At 59.5% G+C, this 17,869-nt stretch carries 14 protein-coding genes, 2 pseudogenes and 1 other annotated feature; of the genes and pseudogenes, 10 read left to right on the plus strand and 6 right to left on the minus strand.

What is annotated here, in order from left to right; genetic code table 11:
- On the minus strand, window positions 1–231 hold a 231-nt coding region (locus GCT13_RS43175), incomplete at its 3' end, for a transposase (RefSeq protein ID WP_152756144.1).
- Window positions 232–467: 236 nt separating this feature from the next.
- Here GCT13_RS43175 and GCT13_RS50705 point away from each other — a divergent pair.
- Genes GCT13_RS50705 through GCT13_RS43190 form a run of 3 tightly spaced genes read left to right on the plus strand, consistent with a single transcriptional unit; the run spans window position 468 to window position 2,306 of the window.
- Window positions 468–1,022 carry a YaaC family protein gene (locus GCT13_RS50705; RefSeq protein WP_193727928.1) on the plus strand — a complete coding sequence of 185 codons (555 nt, stop codon included), beginning with the start codon at window positions 468–470 and terminating at the stop codon, window positions 1,020–1,022.
- Window position 1,023: 1 nt separating this feature from the next.
- A complete protein-coding gene (locus GCT13_RS50710) occupies window positions 1,024–1,629 on the plus strand; it encodes a YaaC family protein (protein ID WP_321575008.1) in 606 nt (201 codons plus the stop codon).
- Window positions 1,626–2,306 carry a sensor histidine kinase gene (locus GCT13_RS43190; RefSeq protein ID WP_227747312.1) on the plus strand — a complete coding sequence of 227 codons (681 nt, stop codon included), beginning with the start codon at window positions 1,626–1,628 and terminating at the stop codon, window positions 2,304–2,306. The genes GCT13_RS50710 and GCT13_RS43190 overlap by 4 nt, the downstream gene beginning before the upstream one ends.
- Window positions 2,307–2,813: 507 nt before the next feature.
- Here the strand turns inward: GCT13_RS43190 and GCT13_RS43195 are convergent.
- Complete coding sequence (locus GCT13_RS43195; protein ID WP_152767882.1) at window positions 2,814–3,932, minus strand: NAD(P)/FAD-dependent oxidoreductase; 1,119 nt, start codon at window positions 3,930–3,932, stop codon at window positions 2,814–2,816.
- Window positions 3,933–4,038: 106 nt separating this feature from the next.
- Window positions 4,039–5,430 carry an MFS transporter gene (locus GCT13_RS43200; RefSeq protein ID WP_152767883.1) on the minus strand — a complete coding sequence of 464 codons (1,392 nt, stop codon included), beginning with the start codon at window positions 5,428–5,430 and terminating at the stop codon, window positions 4,039–4,041.
- Window positions 5,431–5,552: 122 nt separating this feature from the next.
- Here GCT13_RS43200 and GCT13_RS43205 point away from each other — a divergent pair, with 122 nt between their 5' ends.
- The 3 genes from GCT13_RS43205 to GCT13_RS43210 all read left to right on the plus strand — a co-directional run bounded on the left by GCT13_RS43205 (window position 5,553) and on the right by GCT13_RS43210 (window position 7,863).
- Window positions 5,553–6,422: a LysR family transcriptional regulator gene (locus GCT13_RS43205; RefSeq protein WP_152767884.1), complete on the plus strand. Its 870-nt coding sequence runs from the start codon at window positions 5,553–5,555 to the stop codon at window positions 6,420–6,422.
- A 434-nt stretch (window positions 6,423–6,856) separates the two neighbouring features.
- Window positions 6,857–7,024 (plus strand): hypothetical protein, encoded by a 168-nt coding sequence (locus GCT13_RS48870; RefSeq protein ID WP_193727930.1) that lies wholly within the window; start codon window positions 6,857–6,859, stop codon window positions 7,022–7,024.
- Window positions 7,025–7,065: 41 nt separating this feature from the next.
- Window positions 7,066–7,863 carry an ABC transporter ATP-binding protein gene (locus GCT13_RS43210; RefSeq protein WP_152767885.1) on the plus strand — a complete coding sequence of 266 codons (798 nt, stop codon included), beginning with the start codon at window positions 7,066–7,068 and terminating at the stop codon, window positions 7,861–7,863.
- Window positions 7,864–8,403: 540 nt separating this feature from the next.
- Here the strand turns inward: GCT13_RS43210 and GCT13_RS43215 are convergent.
- Window positions 8,404–13,842, minus strand: a complete 5,439-nt coding sequence (locus GCT13_RS43215) for an AAA family ATPase (RefSeq protein WP_152767886.1) — start codon at window positions 13,840–13,842, stop codon at window positions 8,404–8,406.
- 538 nt (window positions 13,843–14,380) lie between these two features.
- On the opposite strand from GCT13_RS43215, the pseudogene GCT13_RS43220 reads away from it, so the two are divergent.
- A pseudogene (locus tag GCT13_RS43220) lies at window positions 14,381–15,387 on the plus strand (IS3 family transposase); the annotation flags it as partial.
- Window positions 14,671–14,787: a sequence feature (AL1L pseudoknot), on the plus strand. Its footprint overlaps the pseudogene before it by 117 nt.
- Here the strand turns inward: GCT13_RS43220 and GCT13_RS50135 are convergent.
- Both GCT13_RS50135 and GCT13_RS51490 read right to left on the minus strand, forming a co-directional pair.
- Window positions 15,387–15,728, minus strand: coding sequence for an NAD(P)/FAD-dependent oxidoreductase (locus tag GCT13_RS50135; RefSeq protein ID WP_321575009.1), 342 nt, complete (start codon window positions 15,726–15,728; stop codon window positions 15,387–15,389). The pseudogene GCT13_RS43220 and the gene GCT13_RS50135 sit on opposite strands and share 1 nt — an antisense overlap.
- The gene (locus tag GCT13_RS51490; protein ID WP_407670950.1) at window positions 15,649–15,990 is read right to left on the minus strand and encodes a hypothetical protein; all 342 of its coding nucleotides are present in this window, start codon (window positions 15,988–15,990) and stop codon (window positions 15,649–15,651) included. Before GCT13_RS51490 ends, GCT13_RS50135 begins: the two co-directional genes overlap by 80 nt.
- 36 nt (window positions 15,991–16,026) lie before the next feature.
- On the opposite strand from GCT13_RS51490, the pseudogene GCT13_RS43230 reads away from it, so the two are divergent.
- From GCT13_RS43230 to GCT13_RS43240, 3 genes and pseudogenes are all read left to right on the plus strand, one after another.
- A pseudogene (locus GCT13_RS43230) lies at window positions 16,027–16,524 on the plus strand (oligopeptide/dipeptide ABC transporter ATP-binding protein); the annotation flags it as partial.
- Window positions 16,525–16,984: 460 nt separating this feature from the next.
- Window positions 16,985–17,719 carry a cupin domain-containing protein gene (locus tag GCT13_RS43235; RefSeq protein WP_152767887.1) on the plus strand — a complete coding sequence of 245 codons (735 nt, stop codon included), beginning with the start codon at window positions 16,985–16,987 and terminating at the stop codon, window positions 17,717–17,719.
- A gap of 2 nt (window positions 17,720–17,721) precedes the next feature.
- The coding region (locus GCT13_RS43240) for an FAD-dependent oxidoreductase (RefSeq protein ID WP_152767888.1) at window positions 17,722–17,869 on the plus strand (148 nt) is incomplete at its 3' end.

Below are 17,869 nucleotides of genomic sequence, written 5' to 3' on the forward strand. Positions count from 1 at the left end.
GCGGGCCACTTCGGCACGCAGTCTCGATAATTCCATCTGCTCCGGACTTACCGGCTTTGTACCGGCTCCGCCGAGCTTGCCTTCGTGCTCAGCCTTGACCCAGTTGGAAATCGATTGGGTCGGCACGTCCAGCGTCGCAGCCACCGCCGCAATGCTCTGGCCGGCCTTGACCAGCCGTACCGCTTCCAGCTTGAATTCGAGCGTGTATCGCGCCCGCTTTGTCTTGCTCATCTTCTTGTTTCTCCTTGCATGAGTTTAAACGCTCAGCAAGGGATTCGTTTTTCGGGGGCAAGCTCAATGGGCACTGGCGGGGAAGGCTCGATTCTGAAGGCGCGCGGAATCATGCATCGAGGAAGTAAACGCAGGCGCCAAACAGTCAGATCCCCCTGCCGAGCAGCATTGGCGGTCAAAGTCGCCGTGCTGGAGCGGCCAATCTCTCTATCTGCACGTAAAGTGATAGTATGACCATGGAACGAATCGCGATCGGAAATAAGGCGCTCACCTTAGCCAAAGCAGTCAAGGAGCCGCAATTTAGCATGAAGACGGTCCTTACTCTGGACCCGTTCGACTACGTCGACCTTTGGCTTCGCCGGGAGCACAAGGACGAAGCGCTGCACTATTGGCGCCAAGCGAGAAACATTCATCGTGCAGCTGGCGGATTGCCGATCGAATCCGCCCCGCTTGTACTCTATTACTGTTTCATGAATGCCGCGAAAGCTCTTCTTTCCGCTAAAGGCATCGCATTCAATCCATACCACGGCGTCGGTGCACACCTTATTCGTGGCCCGAATAGCAGAATCATGCTTAGCAACGAGGGCATCGCGATTAAGCAGCAGGGCATTGTACCCGCTCTGATTTCCTATTTCGGTGAGGCCGAGCCATCCCCGCATCACAGCTTGGAAGACGTACTTTATAATTTGGTTTGCGTCCATAGAACCTATTGCCTAAGTTATGCAAACAAAAGGGAGCGCTTTATACCTTTGAAAACCGCTGCCTTTCTCCGTGACCCCCGCATCAGGTGAAGTGCGACTTCAGGCAGAGTTCGTCGACAACATTGATTGGACGTTTTATCGGAAGCGTCTCCCTGTTGAAGTAGTAGCGCTCCCGGGGAGTACACCGGCTATTCAATCGGTCGCTTCGACAACTTGGGCGACGGCGAACTCGCCTACAAATGCGGAACTGGATGCACTTTGTCAGCTGAACGCTTCGCTTCGTAGAGTGTTTCACTATATCAATGGCGCTCACACGCTCTGGTATCTAAAGACGACCGGGTCGTATGAAATCAACCGAATGCCGATCACTCTGACACTCTCGGCGATGCACCGACTTAGTGAGATCTGCCGCTATAAGCCATCTCAGTTACAGTCTTATCTCGACGGACAAAAAAACTGGCTACTCAGTGAGTTTGTCGCGATGACGCCGGCCCAGTTCCTCGACGAGATAGCAAGTGAGATGACGGGTCACCAAATCATGATCCCGAATGTGCGCTTGCCAAAGGCAGTCTCGTGGTCCGAGGGACTTGGGTCTGACGTGGGGACCGGCCAACAATGGCCTGAAGAGCACGCACATCTATACGATGGCGAAGCAGGAGCGCGGCGGGAAGACGGTCCGAGGCTTTTCAGGAAATGATCCGGTTCAACGAGGCCATCGACCAGATGCTCAGCGAATCGGTACGCCGGTATGCGGAACAGACGCGGCGCATCGGGGACCTTTTTGCCGGCGTGCTTGCACACGACCTGCGCTCACCCCTTGGCGCGATCCTGAACTCGGCGCAACTGCTGTTGCATGACGAAGGATTGTCTTCGACCAGCCTGAGAGCGGCGGCGAACGTACAACGTGGCTCAATGCGCATGAAAGAGATGATTGACGATCTCCTCGTTTTCACGCGCGGCCGGCTGGGTGACACGTTGCCGGTCAGTTTCAGTCCACAGGACATGGGGCGCATCTGCAGCGATGCGGTGGATGAGGTGCGCGCGTCTTACCCCAACGCGGTCATCCGGCTGCTTCTGGCGGGCGGCCTGCGAGGCACGTGGGATGGAACCCGTATCGGGCAACTGGTCGTCAACCTGCTGGTGAACGGCGTTCGCTATGGTTCAGGCGAGGTGGCCGTCGAAGCTGTCGGTGACGATGAACACGTCACGGTTATTGTCTCAAACGAAGGCAACCCGATACCGGAAAGAGCGCTGCCTACGCTGTTTGATCCGATGACACGGGCGAGCCTTCACAATCGGGAGGGGACTGCGGCGGGCATGGGGCTTGGCCTCTATATCTGCAGCTGCATTGCCACGGCGCATCACGGAAAATAGGCGTTCAATCGACGAAGCACGGAACGAGCTTCACCGTGCGCATCCCGAGGTCGCCATCAATCTCCCATTGATCTGCTTGGCGATAGTGAAATGATGCATCGGTCCCGATCGCATGGACCGGGCAGTCGGATGCGATACGGTTGGAAGGGAGGCGGACATGCGAATAGTGATCAGCTCGATATTTTTTTGATCGGCGCGAGTTGGATTAACGCCTACGCGGAAGTCGATCAGCGCTGCGTTTCCGTCCAGACGAGCACGTGCGATACCACATTGGCGCGATGCCAATGCGCCTCTTCCGGTCAGACGAACGAACCTGATAACGTGGCGGAACGACGGCGAAGATGCATGCAGGACTGCCAGGAGGCGTATCAGAAATGCGTGGCCGATGCGGCCCGATCCTGTTACCGATAGGCCAGCGAAGTGTCAGGCGGCTGCCTGCCATCGAGAAGCAGTCGTCAAACCGAGGCCGCTTCATGGCGGTGCGCCTGAGCGGCGTCACAGCATTGCCTAATCGGCAAAACGCTGGGAGCGATACGGGTCCAATAGGTTCACCGTCACGCCGTCAAGCAATTCGGTTGTGATGAACTGCGACAGTCCGGCCGCAAGACTGATGCCTGCGTTCGTTGTAATGGAAAGCACGCCGGGCAGTTCTTCGGAGCGGCTCACGACAGGCAGTCCGTCAGCGGGAATGACGCGACGCGTTTCGGTGACTTTCTCGACAACGGCGTCCTTCAAGCCCGGTAGCACTCGCGCGGCGACACGTACAAGCTCCCTCGGGTCAGGCGTGCTTGGATCGCCAACGGGCGAACCGGAGAAGTGCTTGGCGATGACCACACGACCGTCGATGCGCTGGATCGCGTGAACATGCGCGCCAAGAATGACCGAATCGAAGATCCGTGGCAACGGCGCGAGATGGACGACGCTTCCCGTGCTATGAATGAGCGGTGCCTTAAGCCCCGTGCCTTCGACGAGTTCCGGGTTCGCGATGCCGCCCGCGAAGATGAGAAAATCGGCCTCGCGCTTGCCACTTCCGCTCTGGATCTCGTAACCGCCCGCCGTCTTCGCGAAGCCTTGATACGCATCGTGTGGTGAGTATTGCGCCCCGTGTGCGACCGCGGCATCGAGCATCGTTGACGTCAGCTGCACCGGGGACATCATCCCTTCGTCGGGCGTGTAGAAAATGTCCGTCTCGGCCCCCGGTTCAAACCCCGGCTCAATCGCGCGTGCCTCGGCCGCGGTAACGCGGTACGTCGGGCTGCCCCAGCGCAGGCGCCGGTCCAGTTCAGCCGCGAGTTCCCGTGCCTCCTCGGTGTCGGGCTCGGCGCTTTGAAAGCAGCCTGACCAGCGAATCGGCAAACCGTCGATTTCGCGTAGCAGGTAACGCCAGCGCAGGTGCGACAGCCGATGCAGATTGAAGTAATGCTGCGCGCCAACTTCGCCAAGCGAGTCCGCATTGCGGAACTTCGTCTGATTCGTTATCCACGCGAATGATCCAGACGTGGCGCCTTTCGCGACTTCGTCCTTGTCGAGCACGGTGACGCGCGCGCCGCGTTTCGCGAAATCATAAGCGAGTGTGGTGCCGATGATGCCTGCGCCGATGATGACGACTTTAGGTGCCGAATTCATAGAGTGCCTCTTTGCATTGATGCAAGAAGTGTTGCCAAGGTGAGATTCTTAAGTCCGGGTTGCTGTGGCTGACCGGCGTCAGCGATGGCTACCCTGTCCTTGCCGCTCAGCTGCGAGCCTCTCTTCGCTGCAGAGAGTGTTCGCCGGCGCGCGCTTCCATGCTCGGAGCGTTCGCCGCGCCAAGCGACACGTTACGGGTCTCGGGAGCCATGCGAACGGATACGAGCAGGCCAATCAGGCTGATCCCGCCCGCGATAAGCAGACCAGTCGCGCTTCCAAAATGGACGAGTACCGTAGGAAGGAGAAACGTTCCTGCCGCGGCTCCAATGCGGCTTGCAGACATCGCGAGTCCCATACCGGTTGCACGAAGATCAGTCGGGAAAATCTCGTTCGGGTAGATGAATTGCAGCCCGGAACCGGCAGCTTCGGCCACCGTGAAGAGAATGAACAAACCGATCGCAACCATGGCAATGCTCGACATCGGCATCGCGAGAAGAAAGAGCGCGAGTGTTGCAAGAACGAAAGAGGCCAGACAAAGCGTGCGCCGGCCGACGCGGTTGACGACGAACATGCCGATCGCAGTTCCGATGATCGCAAACGAAATGATCACGAGCGAGCCGGCGAGTGGCTGAGTGACGCCGAGCGACTTCAACAGCATCGGTTGAAACGTCTTGATTGCGAATGAAGGCGCAATCTGACACATCCAGAAGAACGAGCAGAACACCAGCATGCGCCCATAGCCTCGCGAAAGCAGTTCGCGGATTTTGGACAGCCCGAGGCCACGCCCGGAGGTGCTGACGCGGGTTTCAGCAACGAGCGCATCAAAGTCAACCTGCGGCCCAAGGTGCTGTGCCACGATGCCACGAGCCGCCTCTACGCGTCCTGCGGAAATCAACCAGCGCGGCGACTCGGGGATGTTAAGGCGCAGCAACAGGAAAATTGCCGAAGGGATGGCAGCACTCGCAAGAATGTAGCGCCATACACCGCTTTCGCTACCGCTAACGATCAAGCCCGTTGCAAGGCTTAAGGTGTATCCGACCCAGAGCAAAAGCACGAGGCTCGCGAGCACCGGCCCGCGAAGCTTTCGAGGCAGGAATTCAGCTGCGAGCGCGGTCGCGATGGGATAGTCCGCGCCCAGCGCAACCCCCATGACGAAACGAAGGATAAAGAGCGTCGTCACGTCATGCACGAACAGGTGCGCGAGTGAGCAGATAACGAATACAGCGAGATTGAGCACATACATCTTCTGGCGGCCGAAGCGGTCAGTCATCGGTCCGAAAACCAGGCCGCCGACGAACATGCCGATGAGGCTCGACGCACCGATCAGACCGATCTGGAGCGCGCTCAGCGCGAGGTCCTTTGCAATGAACGGCAGCGCTACAACGATGATACCTAGCAGGTAGCCGTCACAGAACGGCCCCCCTGCCGCCACGAGGGCAATCCTCTTATGAAAGCGGCTTGTAGGTAAATCTTCTATGCCGACGAATGCCTTTGCCATATGTGCCTCCAAACGTTACCGAATCGGATGACGGAATTTGTTTTTCTATTCGACTAGGCTAAGGATTCGGCACAATATCGGTCAATGTCGGATTTTATTCACCAAATATCGAAGGATTCGATATGCTGTTCAGCGAGGAGATCAACACGTTCCTGGCGGTGGTCCGCTCGGGAAGTTTGCTTCAGGCGGCCGAGATCGTATCCACGACGCAATCGACAGTCTCGTATCGCATCCAGTCCCTCGAGCGCCGGATAGGACATCCGCTGTTGCGGCGCTCGAGGGGAGCGCGGGGCATATCGCTGACCTCTGAAGGTGAGCGTTTTCTCGACATTGCCGAGCGCTGGAAAATGCTCGAAGTTGAGGCTGAGCAACTTCAGGCCAATCAGGTGCGGCACCTTGCTGTCGGTTCGGTCGACGCCGTTGCAATCAACGTCCTTCCCCCGTTTGTCGCTGCGCTCTGTGATGAGACACCGCCCGTCCGATTACATATGGAAAGTTCACGCTATTTCCAGCTCGCTAACCGCGTTGCTTCTGGTCACCTCGACGTAGCCTTCACACTGACCCCATCGGAACACGTCGATCTTGTTTCAGGAAAGATCCGAGACTACCCGATGCTTGTGGTCTATTCCGCGTCGGGTATGGCCCCGTTGCCCGAAGCTCTCGACATGACGGATCTCGATCCATCTAGAGAAATTCATCTGCCGTGGTCGCCTCAGTTCGATCTATGGCGCGTTCGGCGCGGGTTTTCGCGGTACGTAAATTGGGTCGAGAAAGCACACATGCTGGCGCCGATGCTGAGAAACGGAGCTTGGGCCATTGTTCCCAGTTTTTTAACGATGCCATTGGCCAAGGAAACCGGATGCACGATCCATCGGATCGCTTTAAATCCGCCCGATCCACTTTCTCTTTTTATGATTTTGCGCAAACAGAGTAGCGATGCCACTGCACGACAGCGGCAACTCATCGGGATGGGGCTTGCCGCCCTCAAATGACGTGACGCGGCAATAGAAGGATAGGCCGACGAAGATGTACACCGGGCCTGACTAACTGACGTTCGCGATGGTGCGACAGAAGCGCGGCGCTGGCCAATCGTGTCCCCACCGCCCCTGGTGTCTCCAACGCTCACTGAGCGACGATTGGCCAATGACCGGTGTGTCTTGCAAGCAGCCATGCGCCGTCGTACCTTGAGTGACCGGAGACACCGGTCTATCGGCGTTTGGATTCGTTGCCGTGATTAACGGGCGGCCGTTGACAACGACCGCTGTAGCTGCGGGGCACGTCATGGTTCGGTATCTTTCGAGAGGCGGCACGGAGAACGGTGATACCACTTGCAACAAAGCGTCGTACCCAGGCAGATCGAACCGCACTAGCGAGGGCGACCTTTGTGCAGTCCGCGGTTGCTCTGCTCAGTGAGCAGAAGCGGGCTTTGACCATGCTCCTGCCGTTCCTGCTCTCGACGATGCGCGGCATTTTTCTCGACACTTTTTTCGCTGGACACGAGGCTGAATGGCTGGACCGCCAGCTCGAACGGCTCATTCACGCACTCGATGAAGAAATGCGTGCCTTGCCGGATATGCTGCCCGCGGGCCGATGAACATACCCCGACTGATCCCTTTCCAGTAATAGGGAGTTCGTATGAATCACCCTTGTTACGCCGCGGACCATAACCGTTCGGAAGCGTCGACAGCGGGTTCCAAGAGTCTCGTGCTCGAGGCCGTGAGCAAGCGCTTTGGCAATGCGCGTGCGCTCGACACCGTTACGCTGCATGTCGAGCCCGGCGAACTCGTGTCGCTCCTCGGTCCTTCCGGCTGCGGCAAGACGACGACTCTGTGTTTGATCGCCGGCTTCGATTTTCCTGATACGGGAACCGTGCATATCGGCGGGGTGGACGTGTCGGCACTCCCGCCTAACAAGCGCGGGCTCGGTATGGTGTTTCAGAACTACAGCTTGTTCCCGCACATGACGGTCGGCGAGAACATTGGCTTCGGCCTGCGCATGGCAGGCGCGAAGAAGGCGGAACGTCAAACGGTGAAAGAAACGCGCAGGTTGCCTTTCCGTCCCCGGTGTTTTCGCAGAGCGCATCCCATTCGTGACGATCAGGACGAGGCAAGTAGTTCGCCGCCGCGTACAGCCGCGGGCTTGCAAAGAACACGCGTCCGCGGTCAGAGCCGCGCGGTGCCTGAGTATTCAACGACACCTCCTTCCAGCGATCGTGCGGCGGCATCTCTGAACCGCCGGGCGACTGCGAAAAAACTGCGCGCTGTGCCAGCCAGCGCGCGAATCGAAGTTCAACCTACAGCGGCACCTTCCAGGACCCGACGAAAGGCCGCTGTCGCCAGGTTAAGGCAACTGAGCAAAGCGGACTGTCAGGCATTGTCGCGGCCGCTTGCACTTGTTTGTTCGCCCCATGGCCAACCGCTGCTTCGACGTTAGATGGCAAGAGGGCGCTCGCGGCCAGGCTCGCGTGGATCGAAGGCGCCAGCGGCAAGAAAAGCGGTGGGCCCAGACGATCTCTTTGCCATGACGTCGCACCGCAGTGTACCCACGGCATTGTTATCGGGTTGAGGCTGTGATCGATGTCGATGAGCTTTAACGACTTGATGAGAGATCGAGATAATCGTTTTGGGATTTTAGGCGTAGCCACCGTCGAGGTCTCGTCGGCGCTGCTTTCGTTGTGGAAAGTCGTCGCCCGTGGGGATGATGATAGAAGAGTGGGCGCTATATGGTACTGCCCGGCGACGGGGGCAGGAGACATCCTGATCTGGTGGGAAGGGCAGGTTGCGCAGAGAATGAATTCGACAATCACGCGATATCCGTCGGTTGCCGACATTGGTAGACTTGCACGGATGTCGGAGCTTCGGGATGCGATCTGCGATTCGCTGCTACAGGGCCATGCGCTGGCGAGAGGGTTTCTTGGACCATTGCCCTGTGTCGCCTTTGGGCGGCACGGAGCAGGAGAGCTGACTTGAACGGTTATGTCGGTATAGGTTCGGGAAGACAGACCTTGATTGCGGTGCCAGTTCCGGGTGAACTGACAATATCGATCTGGCCACCCAGCATCAGGACGCGCTCTTCCATTCCTGCCAGTCCGAAAGATTTTTTTCTGGTTGCCATTACGTCGAATCCTTTACCGTCGTCACGGACTTCTAGCTGCCAGGCACCGGCTACTTGTTCCAGTGTGATGAGCACATGGCTGGCTTCCGCGTGGCGGGCGATATTGGTCAGTGCCTCTTGGGCTACACGAAACAGCACAATTGCGCGATCTTCGCTGACGACGATGTTTTCATCTTGCACGCGCAGCCGACATACCGTGCGGTTATTGCGGTTGAACCCGGCAGCGAGCCATTCCAGCGCTGCCACAATGCCCGTGTCCAATGCTGCCGGACGGAGCGACGCGATAACACTCCTGACAACCTGCATGGTGTCGTCCACGAGGGCGATGAGTGCCTGGGACTGTTCGGCTAGCTCCGGGCTGTCCTTGCCGAGCCGCATGCGCAATACCGACGTCTTCAGGCGAAGCGCGGTGAGATGTTGTCCAAGTTCGTCGTGCAATTCGCGCGCAATGTGTTTGCGTTCTTCCTCGCGTGCAGTCTCGCGACGGGAAGTGAGTTCCCGAAGCATCTCGTAGGACTCGCGAAGGCGGTGCTCCGCCTCCTTGCGCTCGCTCAGATCGACCACGAAAGCGACGCCTTCTTTCCCACTGGCATCGAAAGCGACCCTGCCGACCATGACGGGAACACGGGTGCCGTTCTTTCTGAGGTACTCCTTCTCAGCAGGCTCTATATGCCCCGTTTGCGCGATCTGCAACAAGGCCAGTTCGGTGCTTTCACGCCATTCCGGCGGCGTCAGGTCCCGCCAGCGTATGCGACCTGAGACAAGATCCTCGCGCTCGTATCCCACCATCCGCAGAAATGCGTCATTGGCCTCGAGAATGTCGCCATCGGCATTCCACACGATGATGCCGACAATGTTGGCGTCGACAAGCCGCCGGATCCTGGCTTCACGTTCCGCGAGGTCGCGGTACAGGCGGGTGTTTTCAAGCGAAGTCGCCGCCTGTGAAGCGAGCAAACGGAGCACCGCAATCCGGGCGGGCGCGAATGCTCGGGTGGTCAGATTATTTTCGAGGTAGAGCGCGCCAATGAGCTTGGCCTGATTCATCAGGGGCAGGCACAGAATCGATCGGGTCTGGTGCTGCCGAATGTACGGGTCCACGGCAAACGCGGGCTCGTCCGCGGCATCATCGAGGATGACACTCTCCCTCGTGCGCAGGACATGAAATAGCACCGACTCGGGCAGCAACACCCCGCTGACTGGCACGTCTTGCAACTGCACACCCGGCGTCTCACTGCCCGTCGTGGCTTCAGCTGCGATCCGTTGTTCCCCACCGTCCGGAAGAATCAGCAAGCCACGGTCGGCGCCGGCCTGTTCAATCGCGGTACGCATGACCATATTAATTAGCTTTTCCAGCACGATCTCGCCCGAGATTGCCTGCGATACCTTGATCACGGTCGCAAGGTCGAGGTGTTCGACGGGCGCCCCGATGGTACTGGTTGGCCCAGGCGCTCGACCTCCCTCCCTGAGATGCGGATAGTTCTCCTCAAGTTGCCGCACCTTGCCGTCAGCGCCCCAACGTCTATAGCCTTGTCGTGCGTCCTGCAAATACACGCGGGCAATCTTTTCGAAACCGCGCGCCGTGTAGAAACGGGACGCGAGTTCATTGGCAAGCGCCTCGTTGTGCACGAAGCCGTTTGCACGCGCCCAACGGATGGCGTCTTCATAAAGGCGCATCGCGTCACCATCACGGTTCTTCAGGCGGGCCATTTCGGCCCCGACCAGGGCCTCGCGGTTCCCGAAATTCTCCGGGCAATTCGTCGCCCATATCTGCAGTTGCCGATGGTGTGTTGCCACAGCGTCCAGATGCTGCTGTCGTTCCCAGGCGGGCGCCGAGTCGCAATGGGCGGCCTGGGCCAGCGCGCCGTAGAAGTGATACTCGCATTCCTCATAGTGCGACGATGAGGACCATAACAGCGGTTGCGCCTTCGCTGCAGCCTCTATGGCTGCAGCATAGTCGCCGGCGAGATAGCGTACCTGCAATTTTCGGATCCAGTACCAGCATGCAGCGGTCGCAAGCGCCGGATTGCCAGACAAACGTTGCTCGATTTGCAGCTCGTTGAACCCATTGTCATCAAGGCAACCGAATTTCAGTGTGAGACCGCGGAGCGTCCGGATCAGCGCAATTTGCGTCGTGATGTTGTCAACGACCAGGCCAAACCTCGCCTTGCGGGAAAACATCAAACCCTGTTCGGCCTCGCGTTGCACTTCGTTCAACGGCTCGCCGGCGAAGAGCAGGTTCGAACCAATATGGCAGCATGTGTATGCTGCAGAGGGAAGATCTCCCATCCGGTTCGCGGCTTCGAAGGCGCGGTCCAGCACTTCTCGGCTTATACGGACTTGTTTCGTCCAGCGCGCGACATAAAGCGCGTAGCAAAGATACGTCACTGCCTCGAAGCGTTTGAGTCCGCGGTTTTCGACCAGATCGAAGCCCAACTGGCCAAACTCGAATCCGGCCTGATAGTCGCGAAATCGCGGTCCGGCGATCCTGGGAAACATGGCATAGGCGAAACATGAAGCATCGCAGTTGCCACGCTCGAGGCTGAGGCTGACGGCTTTGCATATCGTCAGGGAAGCCAGATTGGCATCGGTAAACCACGCTGGCCTCAAGAGCTTGCTTAGAACATCAGCGGTCGCTAGCGACGCAGGATCTGTCATCAGTGGCATATCGATGATGTCTCCGATACGCCTGCCTGCAAGGTGTGACCGGATGCGTTCGTATTCCCGCTGCACGTCGATCTCTTTCGGATGCGGTGACCATGTAATGCCGGCGCTCCGAAGGTGATCGAGACAGACATCGACTGCGCGACCACTCTGGTCGAGCGTAAGGTAAACATCCATTTGCAGGCACGTGACGAGCGCCTGTTCAACCGTTGTCGTCGCGCGGTTCGATAGTGTCGCCAATCGCGTTTCGGCGGCCGACAAGCGCCCTGTCAGGAATTCGCACTCGGCCCGATTCAACTCCAGTGCGAAGAACAATTCACGCCCACGCTTGCCGCCGTCGTCATTCACGAGCTCCGCGCCGGTGGCCAGGTACGTGAGCGCTGATGCATAGGCAGTCGACGCTTTCGCGCGTCTTCCGGCGATCAGGTTGAATTCGGCCAACTGCTCCTTTTCCTCCTGCGACGTCACCAGCCCTGTGCCACGGTTGAGCTGATTGACGACCTCGAAAATGGTCTCCTCCCGCTGCGCGGGAGGCGTCTGCGCTGCGAGCAGCCGCCCGATACGCAGATGGGCCTCGGCACGCAAATTTTCCGGAATCAGCGACCAGGCGGCCTCCTGCACCCGGTCGTGCACGAACCTGTAGCCGCCGTCCCGATGCTCGACCAGTTCCAGGTCGACTGCCGGCTGCAACAACGCTTGAACGTCCTGCGTCGAATTCTCTAATGTGATTGACAGAATCCCGACCGTCGCCGTATTTCCGACACAGGCGAGCTGTTGCAGCGCCCGCCGCGTGTCGACGGGCAGGCGGGCCAGCTTTGCAACCATCAGGTCGGCCACGTTGTGGGTGTAGCCCTTGCCATGAATATTGGGCAAATCCCAGGACCAGCAAGCCGCGTCGTGACCAAAGCTGAGCAAGTTCTCGTCAGCGAGCGCGTGCAGAAATTGAATGACGAAGAATGGATTGCCGGCGGTTTTTTCGTGCACGAGCTGTGCGAGCGGCGAGGCGCGTTGCGGTTCGGCGTGAAGCGCTTCCGCAACCAGTTGCCCGACGTGCTGGCGCGCAAGAGGCGCAAGCGCGATTTCATCGACCCTGACGCCCGTTTTCCTGATTGTCTGAAGTTTGCGCATCAATGGATGGCCAGCGTCGACCTCGTTGTTGCGATACGCGCCAATCAGCAACAGGTATTGCAGATCCGGACCCGTCAGGAGATCTTCGAACAGGTCGAGCGTCGCGGCGTCGAGCCACTGCAGATCGTCGAGAAACAGCGCCAGGGGATGTTCCCGTCGGGCAAAGACGCCGATGAAGCGCCGGAAAACGAGCTGGAAACGGCGTTGCGCCTGATGCGGTTCGAGTTCTGGGACGGGTGGCGGATCACCGATGATGAGCTTCAGCTCTGGGATCAGATCGGTGACGAGCCGCGCATTCGGTCCCAGTGTCGTGATCAATGCGTCGCGCCAGAGCGCCAGCTCCGCGTCGCGCTTGCCGAGAAGCGGCCGCACCAGGCTCTGAAAGGCCTGTACCAGTGTCGAATAGGGTATGTCGCGCTTGTACTGGTCGAACTTGCCCGACGCGAAGAGCCCCCGCGGCAGCACCAGCACCTTGTGCAGTTCATTGACGACGGCGGACTTGCCGATGCCGGAATAGCCCGACACTAGCACCAGTTCAGGCGTGCCGCTCATGACGACGCGGTCGAACGCGGCAACCATGGCTCCGACCTCGCGCTCCCGCCCGTAGAGCTTCTCGGGGATCAGCAGCCGGTCAGGCGTGTCGTGTTCGCCCAGCGGGAAGGCATCGATGTGGCTCTGGCTTTGCCATTCGGTCAGGCAGCGCCGCAGATCCCGATCGACGCCCGCCGCCGTCTGGTAGCGCTCCTCGGGAGTCTTGGCGAGCAGCTTCATGACGAGTTCCGAGACAGCAGGCGGAACCGTCTCTACCCGCGCGCTGGGCGGCACCGGCTTGCGTGCGACATGGCAATGCACCCATTCCATCGGATCGGCAGCCGTGAACGGCAGGGTACCCGTGAGCATCTGGTAGAGCGTGACCCCGAATGCATAGAGATCGCTGCGCGAATCGATCGAGCGATTCATCCGCCCGGTCTGCTCGGGCGCCATGTAGGCGAGGGTGCCGGCGATCGTTTCCGGCGGCTCCGGCAATTGCCGCTCGCGTGGCAGTCGCGAAGCGATGCCAAAGCCAGTGAGCCGCACGTGGCCGTCCGCGCAGTGCACCAGAATATGAGCGGGCTTGAGGTCCTTATGGACAAAGCCGCGCTGATGGAGCTTGCCCAGCGCCGCGGCAATGTCCGCGGCGAGGCACAAGGCACGTTCCAGCTCGACAGGTGCGCCGACCAGCCGCTCGAGCGGCTCGCCGCCTGGGTCCTCGAGCACCAGCAGCATTCGCCCTTCGGCGCGCACCAGCTCCTTGGGCAGCACCGCCCACGCGCCATCGAGCTGATCCTTCAGCGCGAATTCGTGAGCGAGGCGATCGAGGCTGGCGGGTGAGGGATGTTCGGCGGCGGCGCGCACTATCAACATGCTGTCGCTGCTGCCTGGGGGGCGAACCCGGAAGAAGACGCGCTCACCATCCTCGCACAGTATCTGAAGGCTGCTACATGCTTCGAAACTGTGTTTAACGTTCATCGCCGTACTTCGCCGTCAAGGGCTTCTGCCTGTCATTGTATTTGAAACGGGGCTTCGCCAGTTCATCTGCCTGAACTGTATGAAATGCAAGGTGTCGACGCGGAGCTGGGCAAGCAGCAACGCGTATGGCAGCACGCATCATTGTCAAGATTCACACCCAACGCATCCCGACGACATTGTGACCGCGTAGGTGGGCGCGCCAACAAGGCCTCACCTGTCTGCGTCCTTCGGCTCGCTCCGGCACGGCCAACAGGGTTTCGGCGAAAGTCCTCCGTAGCTCCGGAGGTGGGCTCAGTACACGATAGCGACTTCGCCGACCCGACAAACCTTGACAGTCCGTCATGGATGCAGCACTTAAACATGCAAGATGTCCTGACACTGGACTCAGGTAACCGGCAAAGAGTGATGGCAAGCGTCAACAGGTTGAGGGTGTTAGCCGGAGGTAACGGCTGCCAAACACAAACCTGGGTCCGTCGGGATGCGGTCAATGAACCGCCCCGGGTTTTCCGGAGGCTCCAACTCTTGAGAGAACGGAGCTATGGAAAACACGAACAAGAAGACGCCGAAGTATTCGCCGGAGGTCCGGGAGCGAGCAGGACGGATGGTGTTTGAGCACCGGTCGGAATACGACACGCAGTGGGAAGCGATCGAGTCGATTGCATCGAAAGTGGGCTGCTCGCGTGAGACGCTGAGAAACTGGGTGCGGCAGGAAGAGCGCAACCGCAGTCTGCGAGCGGGGCCGACAACGGCGGACCAGCAGCGCATCAAGGATCTGGAGCGGGAGATCAGGGAACTGCGACAGGTCAACGAGATTCTGCGCAAGGCGTCMGCWTATTTYGCRCAGGCGGAGCTCGACCGCCGACYGAARTGATGATCACGTTYATYGAYGATCACCGGCMSSTCTACGGGGTCGAGCCGATCTGCARGGTGCTGCCGATCGCMCCGTCGACGTATTACACGCACACGGCAAGACGCACCGATTCGGGCCGTCTGCCGGCACGGGCCAGACGCGATGCAGCACTGTGCGAGCAGATTCGGCGGGTGTGGAAAGAGAACTTCAGTGTGTACGGGGCACGCAAAGTATGGCGCCAGTTGCAGCGCGAGGGCATCCGGGTTGCCAGATGTACGATCGAACGACTGATGAAGAATCTCGGCCTGCAGGGAGTAAGGCGCGGCAAGCCGATCAGGACGACTATCAGCGATGGCTCGCCGCCGTGCCCGCTGGATCGCGTGCGGCGCCAGTTCAAGGCCGAACGTCCCAACGCGCTGTGGGTTTCGGACTTCACCTACGTTTCGACCTGGCAGGGTTTCGTCTATGTCGCATTCGTCGTCGATGTGTTCGCCCGCTACATCGTTGGCTGGCGCGTTTCGGCCTCGGCTCGCACGGACTTCGTACTGGACGCACTGGAGCAGGCGCTCTACGCACGCCGACCCGGACAGGAAGGTGATCGGTTGATTCACCATTCCGACCGCGGCGTCCAATACGTTTCTATTCGCTACGCGGAGCGCCTGGCAGAGGCCGGTATCGAACCGTCGGTGGGCAGTTACGCATGGCCGCGTGCTTGGTTCAGAGAAAGTTCCGGCAGTTCACCTATGGCTAATGCAGCGGCTGCCTGGCCCATCACGCTCGAAAGGGATACACCGGCGCCGTTATAACCGAGACAATAGACGGCCGCGTTACCGTCGCGACCAATGTGCGGAAGTTGATTCACGGTCATGCCCACATTGCCCGACCATTCGAATTCGATGCGTGCCGACGCCAGTTGTGGAAAGGTCGCCGCCAAGGCAGGACGCAACGCAGCGAATTCATGCGAACTCTCCTTGCCGAGCACGCCTCGTCCACCGAAAAGCACGCGACCGTCCGCCTTTCTGAACCACTTCATCATTCGTCTCGTCTCGTTGTAGGCACGCTGGCCCTTTAGCAACGAGTCGAAGAGTGCGGGGGGCAGCTTTTCGGTTTGCAATCGCCGCCGTTCTGAAGGGAATCATCAATTTCGCGTAGCGCGAAGTGGCCTCCGTCAAGTGACCGTACGCGTCTGTGGCCACGATTACGCGTTTTGCCCGAACCATGCCGCCGGGAGCGTGGAGTATCGCTTCATTTTTGGTTCGCTCGATACGACTCACCGGTGTGTTTTCGAATATCGGCACGCCCCGCCCCTTAAGACCTCCGGCTAAGCCCCGAGCATTCTTTGCGACGAAGTGACCTCCGCACTGGATACTGTAGTTGGCGCGGCGATTCTTGACCTGCTCGTGGAACTGCGGCGAGAACTGGGCATGTCATATATGTTCATCAGCCACGATATTTCGACAGTTCGAGCGATCTGCGACGACGTCATGGTGCTCTATGCCGGCCAATGCGTTGAAGCGGGGCAGCGCGATGTACTCGCCGCGCCACCGCACCACCCCTACACAGGGCTACTCGTCGATTCGGTGCCGGCGCTGCGCCCAGGCTGGCTCGACTCACGGCGCGCACTGACGGGCACCGCGTTGCCGTCGATGGGCCCCGCCAGTGAGTCCACTGAGCTGTGCGGTTTTCGTGGACGTTGTCATGTCCGCATCGACGGCAAGTGCAACGTGACGCCGCCCTCTGCCCGGCAGCTGCCCTCGGGTGCCGTGATCCTTTGCCACCGCTCTGCCGCGGAACTCGAACGCGCGCAGAAAACCGAGCCGGTGACGGCATGAGCACGCGTGCCGCATGCGCGGCGGAGAGCGAGCGCACCACCCGGAATGCGTGGATGAACGCCCCGTCGACGTCGCCTGAGGCGGCAAAGTTGCTGTTCGGGCCTCTGAAGGCGGGATACGGATTTCGAATCCGGCGAGAGCCGTCGTCCGCGAGCTTCGCCCGCAGGATGTGCTGTTAGGGATTTCAGGACAACTGGATTGTGTTTTTTTACTGCTCAAATCAGTGACTGCGAGACTTTTAGCACTGGTTAAATACTCGATAAGGGAGGCCTAGTAGGACAGGCCTCGACCTTAGCCGTTTAACAAACTTTTCAACGATAAGACTCTTCCATGATCGACTTCGCTGGGCAAGTACATTGAATTTCCTGATTGATCATTTGCCTCGAGGCTCGCGTGGCCAGCAGCTCAATACTGCATTCCCTTCCTTCAGTCGTTAATTGCGCAATGCGCAGGAGCAAAAATGACCGCGGCCTTTGTGCTGCACCGCGCCGACGGTGCACCACTTTCAACCTCTTTCCGCAGGGCGGCGTTCGGAACTGACGACCCTTTTGGCCGAAATCGCGAAATCGCGTGGGAGGGACCCGACTCGATGATCGCAGGTCGGGCCAGCTTCATTGGTGAGCTCCGCGTCCCGAGTTTCCCCCACATTGAAACGATTGTCGTAGTGGACGGACAGCTCACTCTCGAAACGGTCGGGAAGCCGCCGTTGGCGCTCGGTCCAGGAGCGGGCGCCGTCGTCGGTTGCGGTACCGCGCTTCGCATGAGCGCGGAATCCCGCACGCGTTTTGTGTTCTGCGCCGCCGCTTGCAAGCGGCCGACGAAGACCGGGCTCACCCCGTTACGCGCCGACGCCGATTTCAAGCCAACGGCAACCCTGCCGGCGGAGGTGCTGCTGGGGCCGGCTCCCGAATGTCGCAGCGACAATGTCTTCACCGAGGACGACGTCGAGTACAAGGCAGGTACGTGGGATTCGACGCCGTATCACCGGATCATTCGCCCTCATCGCCTGAACGAGTTTATGCATCTTCTGGCCGGCAGCGTGCGGTTCGCCGCGCCTGACGGCAGCGTGCTCTCGCTCGGCGTGGGCGATGCACTGTTCGTGCCCAAGGGGGCGCCGATTGGATGGGAAAGCAGCGAGCGCGTGGCGAAGTACTACGTTGTTCAAACCGTCCAGGATTCAAGCGAACGAGGTTAATTATGTCCCCTCCGCTGAACCAAATCCAAACCTCACCGACGTTACCGGCCGCTGCCGACGTGGTCGTGATCGGAGGCGGCATCATCGGCGTATTTGCCGCTTATTACCTCGCCCGGCGCGGCGTGTCCGTCGCTCTCGTCGAGAAGGGAA

Source organism: Paraburkholderia franconis, from assembly GCF_009362735.1.
Classification (GTDB): Bacteria; Pseudomonadota; Gammaproteobacteria; order Burkholderiales; family Burkholderiaceae; genus Paraburkholderia; species Paraburkholderia franconis.

Bases quoted from the DNA above. Each gene is read 5' to 3' on its own strand.
- GCT13_RS50705 (WP_193727928.1), top strand. From the start codon at position 468: ATGGAACGAATCGCGATCGGAAATAAGGCGCTCACCTTAGCCAAAGCA.
- GCT13_RS43190 (WP_227747312.1), top strand. From the start codon at position 1,626: ATGATCCGGTTCAACGAGGCCATCGACCAGATGCTCAGCGAATCGGTA.
- GCT13_RS43195 (WP_152767882.1), bottom strand. From the start codon at position 3,932: ATGAATTCGGCACCTAAAGTCGTCATCATCGGCGCAGGCATCATCGGC.
- GCT13_RS43200 (WP_152767883.1), bottom strand. From the start codon at position 5,430: ATGGCAAAGGCATTCGTCGGCATAGAAGATTTACCTACAAGCCGCTTT.
- GCT13_RS43205 (WP_152767884.1), top strand. From the start codon at position 5,553: ATGCTGTTCAGCGAGGAGATCAACACGTTCCTGGCGGTGGTCCGCTCG.
- GCT13_RS43210 (WP_152767885.1), top strand. From the start codon at position 7,066: ATGAATCACCCTTGTTACGCCGCGGACCATAACCGTTCGGAAGCGTCG.
- GCT13_RS43215 (WP_152767886.1), bottom strand. From the start codon at position 13,842: ATGAACGTTAAACACAGTTTCGAAGCATGTAGCAGCCTTCAGATACTG.
- GCT13_RS50135 (WP_321575009.1), bottom strand. From the start codon at position 15,728: ATGATGAAGTGGTTCAGAAAGGCGGACGGTCGCGTGCTTTTCGGTGGA.
- GCT13_RS43235 (WP_152767887.1), top strand. From the start codon at position 16,985: ATGACCGCGGCCTTTGTGCTGCACCGCGCCGACGGTGCACCACTTTCA.